This window comes from Rhizobium freirei PRF 81 (assembly GCF_000359745.1).
Lineage (GTDB): Bacteria > Pseudomonadota > Alphaproteobacteria > Rhizobiales > Rhizobiaceae > Rhizobium > Rhizobium freirei.
Map to the genome: position 1 here is coordinate 41,959 of NZ_AQHN01000089.1, position 16,267 is coordinate 58,225.

Here is a 16,267-nt window from a genome sequence, read left to right on the forward strand (position 1 = left end):
TGGCAAGAGGGATTTTGGACTCTCTGCTCAAAAGGAAAGGGTGAGACCATGACGACACTTCATGCACGCACGGCATTGCTTGGCGACGGATGGCACGAGAATGTGCGATTGACCCTTAAGGACGGCCGCATCGCCGACATCGCGACGGGCGTCGCGCCCGAAGCCGGCGACGATAGGCAGGATATGCTCGTGCCCGCGGTGCCGAACCTGCACAGCCATGCCTTCCAGCGCGCCATGGCCGGCCTTGCCGAAGTCCGCGGCCCGGCAAACGACAGCTTCTGGAGCTGGCGCACCGTCATGTACAAGTTCGCCCTGTCGATGACCCCCGACCATGTCGAGGCGGTCGCCGCGCAGCTCTATATGGAGATGCTCGAAGCCGGTTTCTCCCGCGTCGGCGAGTTCCACTACCTGCATCATGATAAGGACGGCAGTCCCTATGCCAATATCGCCGAACTGGCCGAGCGTATCGGCGCCGCCACCGCCGAAACCGGCATTGCGCTGACGCTGTTGCCCGTCTTCTACGCCCATTCCGGCTTCGGCGGCGCAGCGCCCATCGAAGGCCAGCGCCGCTTCATCAACTCGCTCGAAAGCTTCGAGGCGCTGATGGCCGGCTGCCGCACGGCGACGAGCCGCCTGCCCGGCGCCGAACTCGGCATCGCGCCGCACAGCCTGCGCGCGGTTACGCCCGAAGAATTGGCAAAGCTAGTGCCGATGGCCGGCGACGGGCCGATCCATATCCACGTCGCCGAGCAGGTGAAGGAAGTGGAAGACTGCATTGCCTGGTCGGGTGCGCGGCCGGTGCAATGGTTGCTCGATCACGCCCCCGTCGATAGCCGCTGGTGCCTGATCCACGCCACGCATATGACCGAGGATGAAACCCGGCGCATGGCAAAGAGCGGCGCCATTGCCGGCCTCTGCCCGATCACCGAAGCCAATCTCGGCGACGGCGTCTTCCCAGCGCCCCTCTTCCTGGAGGAAGGCGGTCACTATGGCGTCGGCTCGGACTCCAATATTCTGATTTCAGTGCCGGAAGAGCTGCGGCAGCTCGAATATTCGCAGCGTCTGGCGCTGCGCGCCCGCAATGTCATCGCTTCGACCGGCGGTTCGACGGCACGTATGCTGTTCGACGGCGCGCTAGTGGGCGGCGGTACGGCGCTGAGGGCCAAGGCAGGGCTTGCAGTCGGCAACCATGCCGACATCGTTTCGCTCGACACAAGCGCCGTGCCTTACCTCTCCGACGACCGTATTCTCGACCACTGGACCTTTGCCGGCGGCGTCAAGATCGACGGCGTTTGGGCTTTGGGCCGCAAGCAGGTCGAAGGCGGCCGTCACCGGAAGAGGGAGGCGATCTCCGCACGTTTCCTTCGGGCGATGGGCGAACTCATCGGCTAAGAAACTGCTTTTCCTCCTGCCGATTGATCCTTAATGAAGTGCTTCGGGAGGAATCCATGTCTCACACGGAAAGATGGGCAGCATGGCCACAGGCAAAGAGGCGACACTGCATCAGCGGATCCTGAGCGATATCGAGAACCAGATCGTCTCTGGCGCTTGGCCGCCCGGTCATCGCATTCCCTTCGAGCTGGCTCTTGCGGAGCAGTACGACTGTTCGCGCATGACGGTGAACAAGGTGCTGACCCAGCTTGCCCGTGCCGGGCTGATCGAGCGGCGAAAGCGCTCGGGCAGCTTCGTCACCCATCCGCAGGCGCAATCGGCGATCCTGGAAATCCACGACATCAAGTCGGAAATCCTGTCGCTCAACCTGCCCTATTCGCACAAGCTTATGAAACTGGCCGAGCGGCGCGGCCGCTCGGAAGACTCGCGCCGCCTGCAATTTGCCGGCCCGGTTACCGTGCTCGAAATCACCTGCATCCACTATGCCGGCTCGCGCCCCTTCTGTCTGGAAGATCGCGTCATCAATCTCGATGCCGTGCCGGAGGCAGCCAATGCCGACTTCGCAAGCCTGCCGCCGGGTCCCTGGCTGATCAATCAGGTGCCCTGGAGCACCGCCGAACATCAAATCCGCGCCATATCCGCGGAGGGCGAGGCAGCTGCGAGCCTCGACGTCGCCAAAGGCACGGCCTGCCTCGTGGTCGAAAGACGCACATGGAGTCCCTCAGGCCCGATAACCCATGTCCGCCTCACCTATCCCGGTGATCGCCATAGCCTTGTGGCGCGCTTTACGCCTGCAAGCTAACGGCGGATCTACTGTCTTCGCGGGATTCCCCAGAGAAAGGCGCTCAGCGCTTTTCCTGGGAATTGCTCTAGGGACGCTGCGGAGACTCGGTCGGCGGCGGGATGAGACTTTCGGATTGATGAATAGGCTGGACGGGGTCGACCAGCAGAATACTGAGCGCAATCAGCACCAGTGACAGAATCAAGATAATTCCGATCAGAAGCGGACGAATCGCGGTCATTTCGTTCTCCAATCTCCCCAGCCCAGCGCAACGCGCGATAGGGAATTCGAGATAACCAGCGCAGTCTAGCGATAAACGTTAAGCAATGACTAATGTTCCGGGAAATGCCTGTTCTTTTCCAGGATTTTTTGGCCTGTCCGGCCGAAACGGCCATCTCACGCTTGTTTGAATGGCGAATGAGGTAAGCGGCGCATAGGATCGCGGCGCAGATGGCCGCAGGCCCATTACCCGGCCCACTGCCGGTCAGCTCCAACACTCGATCAAGAACGACCGGCATATCGCTCGGCCGATATCTTAACGGAGACACTGCCAATGCATTGCAAACGTCTGATCGCGAGCGCGCTGACGCTCTCCTTCGCCATGCTTGCAGCGCTGCAAAGCGTTGATGCCGCCGAGCGCGTGAAAGTGCGCGGCACCGTGGAGAGCCTCGATGGCTATACGCTCAAGGTCAAGTCCCGCGACGGCGATGATGTGACGGTCGCACTGAAATCCGGCTGGCAAGTCGATGGCGTCGTCCAGGCCGCGGTCAGCGACATCAAGCCCGGCGATTTCGTCGGCATCGCATCGCAACCGACAAGCAGCGGCATCAACGGCGCCATAGAAGTCGTCATCTTCCCCGCCTCGATGAAGGGAACCGGCGAAGGAGACCGCCCCTGGGATTCGGCGCCGAACGGCTCGATGACCAATGCCACGGTCGCCAATGCCGTGACCTCGGTCAACGGCCCGACATTGACGCTTACCTACAAGGGTGGCGAGCGCAAGATCAACATTCCCAAGGGCACACCGGTCGTAACTTTGGCGGCAGCCACGAAAAACGACCTCAAACCCGGCGCCGGCGTCTTCATCACCGGCGAGCGGAGCGGCGACTCGACGGTATCGGCCAACCGCGTCGCCGTCGGCCTCAACGGCACCACGCCGCCGATGTGATCGTTGCGGGAGTAGCGGACAGCCTGACAACCTTGAACTCGGCCCGTAAAAGTAATACCTCTATTTCAGAGATTATTACCGAGGAATGGATGAGCACGACCGTAACGGCAAAAGGACAGGTCACGATTCCGAAGGCCGTCCGCGACATGCTCGGAATAGGTCCTGGCAGCCAGGTCGATTTTCGCCGCATGCCCGATGGCAATATCGTCGTCGTCCCGGTGAATGCACAGAAGCAGACGAGCCGATTTACCAAATTCCGTGGTCATGCCGGAAAAGGAATGACCACGGACGAAATCATGGCTTTGACGCGCGGCGACGACTGAGGTGATCTTCGTCGATTCCAACATATTGCTGGATATCATCACGAACGACCCTATGTGGTGCGACTGGTCACTCGCGCAGCTCGACGCCGCGAGCCTTCTCGGCCCATTGTGTATCAATGACGTCGTCTATGCCGAGATATCCGTGCGTTACGACAGGATCGAAGATCTCGACGAGATGCTTGCCGAGACCGGTCTCCGCATCGAGCCGATACCGCGGGAGGCGCTTTTCCTCGCCGCCAAGGTTTTCGCCCAATATAGAAAATCGGGCGGGACGCGTGGCGGCGTCCTGCCCGATTTCTTCATTGGCGCCCATGCGGCCGTCAGCGGCCTATCCCTCCTGACGCGCGATACGAAGCGCTTTCGGACCTATTTCCGGTCCGTCACCCTCATCGGCCCGCAGGAAAGCTGAGGCGGACGGACAGAGCAGGAAACCCTACTCCGCCGCCTGCGCATGCGGACGATGCTCGATCGCTTCGTCCTCGTCATCCTCGTCCGGCTTCGGCTGTTTCCAGGCGATCAGGCGGTAGAACATCGGGATGAAGAAGGTGGCGATAAAGGTCGCCGCCAGCATGCCGCCGATGACGCCGGTGCCGATGGCATGGCGGCTGGCCGAACCCGCGCCGCTGCTGATGGCCAGCGGCACGACGCCGAGAATGAAGGCGAGCGAGGTCATGACGATCGGGCGGAAGCGCAGCCGCGCCGCCTCGAGTGCTGCTTCCGCCGCACTCATGCCTTCCTTGCGCTTCAGCACCGCGAACTCGACGATGAGGATGGCGTTCTTCGCCGCTAGGCCGATCAGCGTCACCATGCCGATCTGGAAGTAGACGTCGTTGGTGAGCCCGCGCAGATAGGTGGCAAGCAGCGCACCGAACAGCGCGAAGGGGATCGCGGTGATGACGGCGAGCGGCAGGCTCCACTTTTCATACTGCGCGGCAAGGATCAGGAACACCATGATGATGCCGAAGACCATCGCCTGCGTACCCGCGCCGCTGGTTTCCAGTTCCTGGTAGGCCGAGCCCGTCCAGGCGATCTGGAATCCCTCCGGCAAGCTTTCGGCCGCCACCTGCTGCATGGCCTTGATTGCATCACCTGACGTATAGCCGGGCGCCGGATTGCCGGTGATCTTGGCGGCATTGAAGGCGTTGTAGCGTTCGAGCTGGTCCGGCCCGATGACGCGCGACACCTTGATGAGCGTGTCGAGCGGGATCATCTTGCCGCTGTCAGAGCGCACGAAGACCTGACGCAGATCGTCGGGCGATTCGCGGAAGGGTGCCTCCGACTGCAGGTTCACCTGGTAGTTACGGCCGTAGAGCGTGAAGTCATTCACGTAGAGACTGCCAAAGGTCGCCTGCATGGCATCGAAGACCGAGTTGATCGGCACGCCGAGCGCCTTCGCCTTCTCGCGGTCGAGATCGGCGCGGAACTGCGGAACGTTGGTGTCGAGCGTCGTGCGCACACCTGCAAGCTCCGGCCGCTTGGAGGCAGCCGCCACAAGCTTCTGCGCCTGGTCCGAAAGACCCGCCACGCCCTTGCCGCTGCGATCCTGCAGGTAGACTTCGAAGCCGCCCGTCGTCGAAAGACCCATGATCGGCGGCGGATTGAAGGCAAGCACCATGGCATCCTTGATGCCCATGTTGGCGCCGATAATCGGCCCTGCGAGATTGCGGGCATCGAGCTCCGGCGTCTTGCGCTCGCTCCAGTCCTTCAGCGTCACGAAGGCGACGCCGGCGCTGCTCTTCAGGCCGCCCGACAGAAGGTCGAAGCCCGAAACCGCAAAGACGTTTTCGACGGCCGGCAGTTTCTTGGTGTTGACCAGCGCCTCGTCCATGACGGCCTGCGTGCGCGTGAGCGACGCAGCAGGCGGCAGGATGGCGATCTGGAACAGCGAACCCTGGTCTTCATCCGGCACCAGCGATCCCGGCAGCGTATAGAAGAGATAGCCGGTCACGCCGATCAGGCCGGCAACCAGCACGCAGCCGATGATGACGCGCTTCAGGAAGAAGGCGACGCCGGCCGCGTAGCCCGCCGTCAACCGGTCGAAGGCGCGGTTGAAGATGCGGAAAGGCAGGATCGGCTCATGATGGCCGGGCTTCAGGATCAGCGCGCAGAGTGCAGGGGTCAGCGTCAGCGCCACGATACCGGACAGGATGACCGAGATCGCGATCGTGACGGCGAACTGCTTGTACATCTGGCCCGCCAGCCCGCCCATGAAGGAGACCGGGATGAACACGGCGCAGAGCACCAGCACGATAGCGATGACGGGGCCGGTCACTTCGCCCATTGCCTTGATGGCAGCTTTTTTCGGCGACAGCTTCTCCGTCGCCATCAGGCGCTCGACGTTTTCAAGCACGACGATGGCGTCATCCACCACGATACCGATCGCCAGCACGAGGCCGAACAGCGTCAGAAGGTTGATCGAGAAGCCGAGCAGATACATGCCGGCGAAGGTGCCGATGATCGAGATCGGCACGGCGATGATCGGGATCAGCGTCGCCCGCCAGTTCTGCAGGAAGACGAAGACGACGATGACGACGAGAAGGATCGCCTCGATGAAGGTATGTACCACCTCCTCGATCGACACCTGGATGAACTTCGTCGTGTCATAGGGAACCTCGTAGGCAACGCCGTGCGGGAACGACTTTTGCAGCTCGTCGAGACGCGACTTGAGTGCCGCCATCGTATTCAAGGCATTGGCGCCCGGCTGCAGATAGACGGCGATCGGAACCGCCGGCGTGCCGTTCAGGCTGCTCTGCACCGAATAGCTCTTGGTGCCGAGTTCGATGCGCGCCACGTCCTTCAGCCGGAGCGTTGCGGCATTGGCCGTCGAGCGCAGGATGATTTCGCCGAAGGCGTCGACATCGGGCAGGCGCCCTTGCGTCGTCACGGTATAGGTGAAGGCCTGCGGATTGTTGCTGGGCTGGTCGCCGAAACGGCCGGCGGCGAACTGGGAGTTCTGCTCCCGGATTGCGGTCGCGACATCGCTCGGCGTCAGATTGTACTGCGCCAGCTTGTCCGGCCGCAGCCAGATACGCATCGAATAGTCGACATCGCCAAGCAGGTTGACATCGCCGATACCCGGAATGCGCTTGAGATCGTCGATGACGTTCAGAAGCGCATAATTGCCGACATAGGTGCGGTCATAGCGGCTGTCGGTGGAATACATCGCCACGAAGCCGAGGATCGACGTCGAACGCTTGGTAACGACGACGCCCAATCGCGTCACGTCCTGCGGCAGCGTCGAGACCGCACGCTGAACGCGGTTGTTGACGTTGATCGCCGCCTGGTCCGGATCCGTGCCGAGCGCGAAGGTCACAGTAATCTGCATCGCGCCGCTATTGGAGTTCGTCGACTGCATGTAGAGCATGTTTTCGACGCCGTTGATCTGCTGCTCCAGCGGAGCGGCAACGGTCTGCGCCACAGTCTCGGCGCTGGCGCCAGGATAGGTCGCGGTCACGACCACCTGCGGCGGCGTCAGCTCTGGATATTGCGCGATCGGCAGGATGCGCAGGCAGACGGCGCCTGCAAGCAGGATGACGATCGAGATCACCGCCGCGAAAACGGGGCGGTCGATAAAGAATCTGTTGCCTAACATCAGTTCTGCGCCACCTTCTTCGCGTCCTTAGACGTTGCATCCGCCGTCGCCTGCACCGGCGCACCGGGGCGCACCTTGATGATGCCTTCGGTGATCAGCCTGTCGCCGGCCTTGAGGCCGGACAGCACGAGCCAGCTGTTGCCGATCTTCTGGCCGAGCGTCACCGGGTTGATGTGCGCCTTGCCTTCCTGGTCGATCGTATAGACGAACTGCCCTTGCGGGCTCTGCATCAGCGCCACTTCCGGGATGGTGATGGCGTTGTCGAGCGACACGCCCGTCACCTTCGCCCGAACGAACTGGCCCGGCAGCAGCCGGCGCTGCGGATTGTCGACCACGGCGCGCGCCTGCAGCGTGCCGGTCGACACATCGATCGTGGAGGAGGTGAAGTCGACGATGCCGTCATGATCGTAGCCGGTGCCGTCGCCGAAGGAGATCTTGACGCCGAGATTGGGCGCTTCGCCCTTGGCCTTCTTCATGTCGATCAGCCGGCGTACTTCCGCCGCCTCCGCATCCGAGAAGGAGAAGTTGACGTAGACCGGATCGAGCTGCGTGATGCTGGTGAGCAGGCCGCTATCGCCCGTCGTGCCGATCAGGCTGCCTTCGGAAACCTGCTCCAGGCTGGTAATGCCGCCGACAGGCGCCGTGACCTTGGTATAGTCGAGGTTGAGCTGCGCCGTCTGAACCTGGGCCTCAGCGGCGGCGACCGATGCTTCCGCCAGCTGGCGCGTCGAAATCGCGTCGTCGCGAGCCTTCTGCGTCGCGGCGTTCTGCTCGAAGAGATTGATGTTGCGCTTTTCTTCGCGCTGTGCCTGCTGGAGCTGCGCCTGTGCTTGCTGAAGCTGGGCCTTCGCCTGTGCGAGTGCTGCCTGGTAGGAGGCGGGATCGATCAGGAAGAGCACGTCGCCTGCCTTCACTTCGGCGCCTTCGATAAAGTTTCTTTTCAACAGGATACCGCCGACGCGGGCCCGTACGTCGACTTGCCTAAAGGCCGAGATGCGCGCAGCATATTCATAAGAGAGCGCCACGGTCTGCGGCTTGACGTCGATAGCCGTGACCTGCGGCGGCGGCATCTGTCCGGCCTGCTGCGCGGGGGAGGAAGATGCGCAGAAAAACAGCAGCCCGGCAGCGACGAAACCGGTGCGCAGAAGGGGAGATTTATGCGTCGTCATGGAAAAATCACCGTGAGATTCGACATTTTTATTGCAGCGCAATATACAAACATTCATGAATGATTGTAAATATAAAATCGACGTGACTTTTCTGACCGGTATCGGGAACCACATGCGGGTTTTGGATATTAAGATATAAAATCAAACATATGACTGAGACGAAATACCCCCTTCGTCTCCCGGAAACTTCAAGGAGGAACATGCGCAGAACCAAGGAAGATGCCGCCAAAACGAGAGACGAAGTTCTGGCTGCGGCCGCCGACATTTTCTATGAAAACGGCGTCAGTGGCTCCAGTCTCGAAAAGATCGCCCAGCGCGCCGGCGTAACGCGCGGCGCGATCTATTGGCATTTCAAGGACAAGGCCGAGGTCCTGACGGCGTTGCACAGCGAAATCCGTCTGCCGCAGGAAACCATCGTCGACTATGCGATCGAGCACGGCCATGACGATCCGCTCGGACTGATCGAGCAGGGCACGGTCCAAGTCCTTGAGAACCTTGTCAAGGACGAGCACCTGCAGCAGGTCTTCGCCATCATGATCCTCGGCTGCGAATTCACCAAGCACCGTTCGGATGCCGCCCAGAGGATAGTGACCGCCAACCAGCAGATGTTCGGTAAGCTGCAGCGGCTGATCGAGATGGCCGACCAGCAGAACACACTTGCGCCGCTATGGACCCCCGATGCTGCAGCCCGCGCCATTCAGTGTTCCATGAATGGTCTGCTCGCCGAATGGCTCAGATCCGACAAATCCTTTTTGCTGGTCGATATCGGCGAGAGGTTGATCCGCAGCCTCGTCGGCTCCATGCGACGGATGGCGCCATAAAGCGCGACGAGCTTCGATGTCCTGGAGGTCGGCGATCCCGTGGTCGCGGGGCGCCTCTTGACGCACAGCGGCTCGCAATTATATAAATGAGTGACCACGCGCTCATCAATCACGGAAAATCATGGCCCGCCCGCTCAGCGAAGAAAAACGACAGGCTCTTTTGGCATCCGCCGCCGAATTGGTCGCAATGCTGGGCACCGGCGCATCCACCGCAAAGATCGCTCAGGCTGCCAATGTCGCGGAAGGAACGCTGTTCACCTATTTCGCAACGAAAGACGATCTCCTGAACCAGCTATTCGTCGAGATCGAAACCGATCTTGCCGAGGTCATGACGGCCCCCTATCCCGATGAAGGCGGACCGCGCCAGCGCATCCAAGACATATGGAACCGGCTCATCGATTGGGGATTGGCAAATCCGATATGGCGCAAGGCGATGCGCCAGCTCAAGGTATCGGATCGTATCAGCATCGAGAGCCAGCGTCGCTGCGAGGCCATGTTTCGCGATGCGCGTGAAATGGTCGATCGGTATCTTTCCGGACATATCGATCCCGAGCGTGCCTCCTTCTATATCGAGACGGTCCTCTTCGGGCTGGCCGATATCGCGATCGAGGCCATCGAAGCGAGCCCAGCGAACCACAAGCATTTCAGCGAGGCAGGCTTCGACCTCTTCTGGAAAGGCATCGCCGCTTAATTTTCCTCAAAAAATGAGCGTGTACTCACTCAATAGAAAGGCATCACCATGTCAAGATCGCACGGTTTCACCGAAGCCAATGTCCCGAACCAGTCGGGAAAATGCTTCATCGTCACAGGCGCCAATACCGGCATTGGCTTCGAGGCATCCCGCGTGCTGGCAGCCCGCGGAGCACGAGTGCTGCTGGCTTGTCGAGACAAGGCAAAGGCCGAAACCGCGATGGCGGCGATCAGGCAGCAAGCGCCAAAGGCGAACCTTGCCTTTCTGCCGCTCGATCAGGCCGATCTCGCAAGCGTCAAGGCTGCCGCTGAACTGGCAGCCTTGGAACCGCGCATCGACGTTCTCATCAACAATGCCGGCGTCATGACCCCGCCGATGACCCGCACAAAGCAGGGTTTCGAGCTCCAGCTCGGCGTCAACCATCTCGGCACTTTCGCTCTGACCTCTTTGCTCCTGCCTAAATTGGCTGAAACGCAGGGGTCTCGCGTCGTCGTCACCTCCAGCATCGCCCATCGGAACGCGAAGATCGATTGGGATGATCTGAATGCTGAGAGAAGCTACAGCCGCGTCAGCCGCTACGCGGCCAGCAAGCTGGCCAACGCCTTGTTCTTCTTCGAGCTGGACCGCCGCCTTCGCGCCGCCGGCTCACCGATTGCGGCGGTCGGCTGCCATCCGGGAGCAGCCGCAACGGAGCTGGGCCGCTATTTGGGACCGCTCCAGCTTCTGCTGCCGCTCGCCAGGTTGCTCCTCAACACCGCCGCGATGGGAGCCTGGCCGACCCTGCAGGCAGCCACGGCGCCGGTGACATCCGGCGACTACTATGGGCCAATGGGGTTTCGCGAGATAAGAGGCGTTTCCGGCAAGGCCTCCCGATCCGCACGGGCACAGGATGCGGCAGCTGCAAAACGGCTCTGGGACGTGTCCGTCGCCATGACAGGGATCGATCCCGGCCTGCCGCCTGCCTAACGGCAAGCTGCGCGGCGGCGACGCGCCATCGAACGATTGCAATTGGGATCGTTGCGACCGGACGGTGGGCTTTCCTATCCCTCCGCATGCCGCGCCGCCTCCGCCAGCGAAATATCCGACTTGATCTCCCGCGTCGACATCGAGGTCACGGTGTGCCGCACGCCGGGCAGCCGGTTGAGCTCCTGACGCAGCAATCGATCGAGCGCGGCCATGTCGGTTGCGAGGATATGCAGGAGATAGTCGGCCTCGCCCGTCGTGGCATGGCAGCGCCAGATCAGCGGATGCCGGCGCACGGCGGCCTCGAACGCATCGAAGCGCTCGACATCGATGGATACCTGCACGAAAGCCTCCAGACCGAAGCCTAGCCGCGACGGATCGAGAAGCGTCCGATATCCCCTGATCACCCCGGCCTCCTCCAGCGCCTTCACCCGCTTCCAGCACGGCGTCTTGCTGAGCCCGACCAGATCGGCCAGCGCCGCAAACGAGATGCGGGCATCGGCCTCTAGAGCGGCGATGATCCTGTGATCCAAAGCATCCAATTCCATCGTTCTCTCCATAGAGCACAAAGTGACCAATCGTACTCTATTTCTTCGATTCTGGATGACAAATAGGAACAATGTTCAGGCAGAAGTTTCGTATCCTTGATGGAGAGCAAACATGCTTGGCGGCGGAGAGCCGAAACAAAGGGAACGAAGATGCAGAAGGAAGATTACTACGCCCGCATCGAGGCGCCTGATATGCTCGACTACGGCGTCTATCTGCAATGCGACAAGCTGCTCGCCTGTCAGAAGCCGTTGAACGGCATGGTCAACGGAGACGAATTGCAATTCCAGATCGTTCACCAGGTGGAAGAACTCTGGATGAAGCTGATGGCCTATTCGCTGGTCGATGTGATCGGCTTCATGGAGGAGCGCAACACGCATCGCGTCGTGACGCTGATGGGCCGCGTGCATCGGATCATGCGCATGATGACGGCTCAGCTCGATCTTCTGGAAACCATGTCGCCGAAGGAATATCAGCAAATCCGCCTGCAGCTCGGCAACGGCAGCGGCCAGGAATCGCCCGGCTTCAAGTTCCTGCTGCGCATGCCGCCCGATCTCTGGCATGCCTTCAAGGCGAATTACCTCGATGCGCCCGGCCTGACGATCGCGGACATCTATGATGGCAAGTACGATCACGGCGACAGCTATGTGGTTGCCGAAGCCCTGGTGGAATATGACGAGCTGTTCCAGAAATTCCGCGCCAACCATATGTATCTGATCCAGCGTTCCATCGGGCTCGGCTCGAAATCCCTGAAGGGACGCCCGGTCGAGCTGCTGCAGGCCGGCGCACGCCACCGCTTCTTCCCCGACCTCTGGGATATTCGCCACGAAATGACCGATGGTTGGAGCAGCCAATATGGCGTCGTCCGCGATTCCATTTCCAAGCATGACGCGGCTGAATAGACGCCGACGGAAAATCGCCTTCCGCCGCAATTGAAACGCGGCGGCAAGCCCTCCGCTTGGACAGGCGCCGGGTGGGGCCTCGCATCCGCATTCGCATCGGCGCAACAAAACGCCGACAAAAGCCCTCGCGAAATCCATCCCTTCAAACATCAGTCGCTAGTCGACTGATGTTTCTTCATGCGCCGACAGCATCTTTTCCTCAGAGCAATTCCAGGAAAAGTGCGCAGCGGTTTTCCGTCCGGAATGCGCAAAGAAACGCTCCAGACGATGCAGCCGCATCGGCAGTTCTCCTCCACACGATGCGAATCGCCAGGCATTGCCGGCTTCGCCGCTCAACAACACCGGCTGCCCTAGCCCAAGGGGCTGTAAATGGTGACATTTGGGCAGTTAGAAGTGCAAAAACTATGAGATATAGCATATTGCATAAATTTGTTATCTAGCATACTTATTTAGTAACACGACCATTCGATCCTCCCCGGAGCCCCGCATGACGCAAGTTCAGGACGCCACCGCGCAAGAGCGCGCATGGAAATTCGCCAATGCCGACGAGGGCGTCCGCCCGAGCCTTCCCGAAGTCAATGCGACGGTGAAAGTGCCGCATACCGGCAGCTGGATACGGCGCCTGCTCGCCTTTGTCGGACCGGGCTACATGATCTCCGTCGGCTACATGGATCCCGGCAATTGGGCGACGGATCTCGCAGGCGGCGCGCAGTTCGGCTACACGCTTCTCGCCGTCATCATGCTGTCCAACCTGATGGCAATCCTGCTGCAGGCGCTATCGGCCCGGCTCGGCATCGTCACCGGCCGCGATCTCGCCCAGGCCTGCCGCGATCACTATCCGCGGCCCGTCAATCTGGCTCTGTGGTTTGCGTGCGAACTTGCCATCATCGCCTGCGACCTTGCCGAAGTCATCGGCACAGCGATCGCGCTGCAGCTGCTTTTCGGAATTCCGCTGATCGGCGGCGCGCTGATCACCGCGTTCGACACCTTCCTGCTGCTGCTTCTGATGAACAAGGGCTTCCGTTATCTCGAAGCCTTCGTGATCGCGCTGCTGATCGTCATCGCCACCTGCTTCGCCGTGCAGATCGCCGCCGCCGCACCGCCGATCGCCGCCATTCTCCACGGCTTCATCCCCTCGCCCGAAATCGTCACCAACCACGAGATGCTTTACATCGCCATGGGCATTATCGGCGCGACCGTCATGCCGCATAATCTCTACCTGCATTCCTCGATCGTGCAGACCCGCGCCTACAAGCGCAACGACGAAGGCCGCCGCGATGCCATCAAATGGGCGACGATCGACAGCACCGTGGCGCTGATGCTGGCGCTCTTCGTCAACGCCGCGATCCTGATCGTCGCAGCCGCAGCCTTCCACACCAGCGGCCATGCGGACGTTGCCGAAATCGACCAGGCATACCAGCTGCTCTCGCCGCTGCTCGGCCTCGGCATCGCCTCCACCCTCTTTGCGATCGCGCTGCTCGCCTCGGGCCTCAATTCGACCGTCACAGCAACGCTTGCCGGCCAGATTGTGATGGAAGGGTTCCTTCGCCTGCGGATTCCGCATTGGGCAAGGCGACTTTTAACGCGCGGTCTTGCAATTATTCCGGTTGTATTCGTGACTGCAATTTATGGTGAAAAAGGCACCGCCAACCTGCTCGTGCTCAGCCAGGTTATCCTCTCCATGCAATTGCCCTTTGCCGTTGTTCCATTGGTCCAATTCGTGACGAATCGAGACAAAATGGGCAGGTTCGTCGTCTCCAGAAGTATTGCCATTCTCTCCTGGCTGGTGGCCGCCATCATCCTGGTACTGAACTTCAAGCTGCTGTTCGACACCATCTTCAGTTGACGAATCATTTGCAACGCGCGAATCTGGGCCTGTGGACGATCACGGCAATTAACGGACTCGTAATACTTGCCTAGATTTTGCCATGATTTGCCCTAGTTTGGGCCCACCGCAATCTGCAGGGTTCCTCACTTCATGGCCGAAAGTCCATTGCGCATCCAATTTCCTGCGGAAGCTGCGATCCAGGCGCGGCCGCATCAGGATTTTCATATTCCCTTTCTGCCGCGTTCCGCGCATCTGCGCCATCTGATCGCCATCGGCCTCGCAGGCACCGCATCCTTCGGCCTGCTGGCTGCCGTGCTCTATCCGTTGCTGGCCCGTCACGAGATCGAACAGGCCGTGCCGGTGCGCACAGCCCAGCTGGCGCCGTCGCAACCGGCAATGCCCAAGAGCACCCGCCTTGCAGCGAAACAGCATTTCGACGGCGCGCGCTTTGCGCAGGTGGCCGAAAAGCTTTCGAGCGGCGAAACCCGCATTTTCACCTATCACCGTACGACGCTGGTGTTTAAATCCGACGAGTCGGAAAGCGCACCCGGCAGTGCCGGCCCCATCAATGCCTCCTATGGCCGCGGACGCGCCGAGCAGGTCTCGTTCTCAGCGCCGTCGCTGTCGGATATCCGCCACGGCATCTATCCGCAGGCAACGCATTATGACGCCGTCCGTCGCTCGCGCTTCCCCGTTCGCGGCGTGCCGCTGAACGTCAGCGTCTCGAGGGCGACAACCGGGGAGCCCGGCCGCGAATTCCGCCGGCTCGTATCCATGCCGAAGGACAAGCAGGATCTTCAGGATATCCTGGCATCCGCCGGCCTCAGCAGCGACGCCGGCGACGAGCTGCAGCGCGCGCTCGAAACCGATACGGTTTCCCCCGGCGACAGCCTGGAATTGCTGCTGGAGAAGAAGAGCCCCGCCTCTCGCCCGAAGCTGATCATGGCCCGCTTGAGCGGCGACAAGACGCCGGAGCGCGTCGTTGCGCGCGACGATGCCGACAGCTTCGTGCCCATGGCCAACGACCGGCTGTTTTCTGCGCTCTATAGCGAAAGCCAGGCCGACGCGCCTTCTTCTTCGGAAGTGGCCGCCGTCGATCTGAAGGATGTCGACGACAGCAACGAGGCGGCGGTCGGCGCCAGGCTCGAAAAGGCCGGGTTGACCAGGGAATGCGCCTCGCAGCTGGTCAAGCTGGCAAAGGCCAAGGGTATTTCGCTCACCGACATCGAAGACGCGCCCGACAGCGTCGACCTGCTCTTCCGCAAGGCGGAGGATGGCCAGAGCGAGCTGATGTTCATCGAATTCCATGCCGATGGCGACACGCACCGTTTCTATCTGCATAAGAACGGCGGCGAAGGCCCCTCGGAATTCTACGACGAGGGCGGTCATTCGATCGCGAAATCGCTTGTGCACCGTCCGGTGCCGAACGGCACGCTGGGCGACGGCTTTGCCTGGCGCGTCCATCCCATTCTCGGGGTGAAGAAATTCCACAACGGCGTCGATTTCCGCGCGCCGATGGGCAGCCCGATCCAGGCCGCCGGCGACGGCGTCGTCGAGAAGATCTCCTGGGAAACCGGCTACGGCAAATATGTCCGCATTCGCCACGATGGCGGCTATGAAACCACCTATGCCCATATTTCCGCAACGCCGTCGGACCTGCGCGTCGGCCAGCGCGTCACTCAGGGCCAGACCATCGCCTATGTCGGCTCGACCGGCTACTCGACAGGCCCGCACCTCTATTACGAACTGCGCGTCAATGGGCGCTACGAGAACCCGCTGACGGCGCAATTGCCGGCCGGGACGAACCTGACGGGCAAGTCGCTCGACAGCCTGCGCTCGCAGGTGAGCCACGTCGAGAACATCATGAGCTATCTCGATGTTCCGGCGGCGCGCAGCGCTCCGCCGCCACCCTTCGCCAGCTTCGGGCAAAGCCCTAGCCTTGGTCCGAGTTTCGGCCCCAACCATTTCGGCGCACAGTCGCGGTAAATCCGGCAGAAAGCCAGCCACACCCCTCAGATCTCCGATCGATGCGCGCGGCAATGGCGCCTCGCTGCCGAATGCGGTAACACTCCTGCAGTACATGGTTACAGG

The 16,267-nt window shown here is 61.2% G+C and carries 15 protein-coding genes; 11 read left to right on the plus strand and 4 right to left on the minus strand.

Annotated features, from left to right (window positions below; genetic code table 11):
- The first annotated feature begins 48 nt into the window (after positions 1–48).
- Together RHSP_RS27985 and hutC are read left to right on the plus strand one after the other, a co-directional pair.
- Positions 49–1,392 carry a formimidoylglutamate deiminase gene (locus RHSP_RS27985; protein ID WP_004126835.1) on the plus strand — a complete coding sequence of 448 codons (1,344 nt, stop codon included), beginning with the start codon at positions 49–51 and terminating at the stop codon, positions 1,390–1,392.
- 82 nt (positions 1,393–1,474) lie between these two features.
- Positions 1,475–2,194, plus strand: coding sequence for a histidine utilization repressor (gene hutC / locus RHSP_RS27990; protein ID WP_037155446.1), 720 nt, complete (start codon positions 1,475–1,477; stop codon positions 2,192–2,194).
- A 67-nt stretch (positions 2,195–2,261) separates the two neighbouring features.
- Here hutC and RHSP_RS35230 read toward each other — a convergent pair whose 3' ends face one another.
- Complete coding sequence (locus RHSP_RS35230) at positions 2,262–2,414, minus strand: hypothetical protein (RefSeq protein ID WP_167332678.1); 153 nt, start codon at positions 2,412–2,414, stop codon at positions 2,262–2,264.
- Between the two features lie 312 nt (positions 2,415–2,726).
- Between RHSP_RS35230 and RHSP_RS27995 the strand changes: the two genes are divergently transcribed.
- The 3 genes from RHSP_RS27995 (at position 2,727) to RHSP_RS28005 (ending at position 4,073) form a co-directional block, all read left to right on the plus strand.
- Positions 2,727–3,341, plus strand: coding sequence for a hypothetical protein (locus RHSP_RS27995; RefSeq protein ID WP_004126839.1), 615 nt, complete (start codon positions 2,727–2,729; stop codon positions 3,339–3,341).
- 89 nt (positions 3,342–3,430) lie between these two features.
- Positions 3,431–3,664 (plus strand): AbrB/MazE/SpoVT family DNA-binding domain-containing protein, encoded by a 234-nt coding sequence (locus RHSP_RS28000; protein WP_037155007.1) that lies wholly within the window; start codon positions 3,431–3,433, stop codon positions 3,662–3,664.
- 1 nt (position 3,665) lies between these two features.
- Positions 3,666–4,073, plus strand: coding sequence for a type II toxin-antitoxin system VapC family toxin (locus RHSP_RS28005; protein WP_037155009.1), 408 nt, complete (start codon positions 3,666–3,668; stop codon positions 4,071–4,073).
- Between the two features lie 24 nt (positions 4,074–4,097).
- On the opposite strand, the gene RHSP_RS28010 is transcribed toward RHSP_RS28005, so the two are convergent.
- Together RHSP_RS28010 and RHSP_RS28015 are read right to left on the minus strand one after the other, a co-directional pair.
- Complete coding sequence (locus tag RHSP_RS28010; protein ID WP_004126844.1) at positions 4,098–7,256, minus strand: efflux RND transporter permease subunit; 3,159 nt, start codon at positions 7,254–7,256, stop codon at positions 4,098–4,100.
- Complete coding sequence (locus RHSP_RS28015) at positions 7,256–8,425, minus strand: efflux RND transporter periplasmic adaptor subunit (RefSeq protein WP_037155013.1); 1,170 nt, start codon at positions 8,423–8,425, stop codon at positions 7,256–7,258. The genes RHSP_RS28010 and RHSP_RS28015 overlap by 1 nt, the downstream gene beginning before the upstream one ends.
- A gap of 200 nt (positions 8,426–8,625) precedes the next feature.
- Here RHSP_RS28015 and RHSP_RS28020 point away from each other — a divergent pair, with 200 nt between their 5' ends.
- The 3 genes from RHSP_RS28020 to RHSP_RS28030 all read left to right on the plus strand — a co-directional run bounded on the left by RHSP_RS28020 (position 8,626) and on the right by RHSP_RS28030 (position 10,903).
- Positions 8,626–9,246, plus strand: coding sequence for a TetR family transcriptional regulator (locus RHSP_RS28020; RefSeq protein ID WP_004126849.1), 621 nt, complete (start codon positions 8,626–8,628; stop codon positions 9,244–9,246).
- Between the two features lie 121 nt (positions 9,247–9,367).
- Positions 9,368–9,937: a TetR/AcrR family transcriptional regulator gene (locus RHSP_RS28025; protein ID WP_004126851.1), complete on the plus strand. Its 570-nt coding sequence runs from the start codon at positions 9,368–9,370 to the stop codon at positions 9,935–9,937.
- 48 nt (positions 9,938–9,985) lie between these two features.
- Complete coding sequence (locus RHSP_RS28030; RefSeq protein WP_004126853.1) at positions 9,986–10,903, plus strand: oxidoreductase; 918 nt, start codon at positions 9,986–9,988, stop codon at positions 10,901–10,903.
- Positions 10,904–10,977: 74 nt separating this feature from the next.
- On the opposite strand, the gene RHSP_RS28035 is transcribed toward RHSP_RS28030, so the two are convergent.
- Positions 10,978–11,448, minus strand: a complete 471-nt coding sequence (locus RHSP_RS28035) for an Lrp/AsnC family transcriptional regulator (protein ID WP_004126856.1) — start codon at positions 11,446–11,448, stop codon at positions 10,978–10,980.
- A gap of 150 nt (positions 11,449–11,598) precedes the next feature.
- Here RHSP_RS28035 and RHSP_RS28040 point away from each other — a divergent pair, with 150 nt between their 5' ends.
- The 3 genes from RHSP_RS28040 (at position 11,599) to RHSP_RS28050 (ending at position 16,162) form a co-directional block, all read left to right on the plus strand.
- Positions 11,599–12,348, plus strand: coding sequence for a tryptophan 2,3-dioxygenase family protein (locus RHSP_RS28040; RefSeq protein WP_004126859.1), 750 nt, complete (start codon positions 11,599–11,601; stop codon positions 12,346–12,348).
- A 487-nt stretch (positions 12,349–12,835) separates the two neighbouring features.
- Entirely contained in the window at positions 12,836–14,194 is a 1,359-nt protein-coding gene (locus tag RHSP_RS28045; protein ID WP_004126862.1) for an Nramp family divalent metal transporter, read from the plus strand.
- 132 nt (positions 14,195–14,326) lie between these two features.
- Positions 14,327–16,162: a M23 family metallopeptidase gene (locus tag RHSP_RS28050; RefSeq protein ID WP_004126865.1), complete on the plus strand. Its 1,836-nt coding sequence runs from the start codon at positions 14,327–14,329 to the stop codon at positions 16,160–16,162.
- Positions 16,163–16,267 lie beyond the last annotated feature (105 nt).